Genomic DNA, 659 nt, shown 5'->3' on the forward strand with positions numbered 1-659 from the left:
AGAGTCCCGTCCGGACCCAACTCCACGAACGTCGACACACCCTCCGCCGACAACGACCCCACCACATCCGCGAAACGCACCGCCTCACGAACCTGACGCACCCAATACCCCGGATCCGCCAACTCCCCACCCGAAGCAACCCGCCCCGTCACATTCGACACCACCGGAATCAACGGCGCACGGAACTCCAACCCCTCCGCCACCACCCGGAACTCCTCCAACATCCCGTCCAGATGCCCCGAATGAAACGCATGACTCACCCGCAACCGCCGCGACCGACGACCCGCAAAACGACCCCGAACCTCCTCCACCCCCGCCACATCACCCGACACCACCACCGACAACGGACCATTCACCGCCGCAACATCCACACCCGCGACCAGAACAGCCCGCACCTCCTCCTCCGACGCCTCCAACGCCACCATCGCCCCACCACCCGGCAACGCCTGCATCAACCGCGCCCGAGCCCCCACCAACACCGCCGCATCACCCAGCGACAACACCCCCGCCACATGAGCCGCCGCCAACTCACCGATCGAATGCCCCGCCACAAAATCAGGCCGAACACCCCACGACTCGAACAAACGGAACAACGCCACCTCCACCGCGAACAACGCCGGCTGCGTCCACCCCGTCTCGTCCAACCCCACACCCGAAAC

The 659-nt window shown here is 66.0% G+C and carries 1 protein-coding gene; it reads right to left on the bottom strand.

The window, feature by feature from the left end; genetic code table 11:
• Window positions 1-659: acyltransferase domain-containing protein (locus PUR56_RS21255; protein ID WP_329950061.1), on the bottom strand; the 659-nt coding region annotated here is incomplete at both ends.

This window comes from Streptomyces sp. BE303 (assembly GCF_036290945.1).
In the GTDB taxonomy this organism is placed as follows: Bacteria; Actinomycetota; Actinomycetes; order Streptomycetales; family Streptomycetaceae; genus Kitasatospora.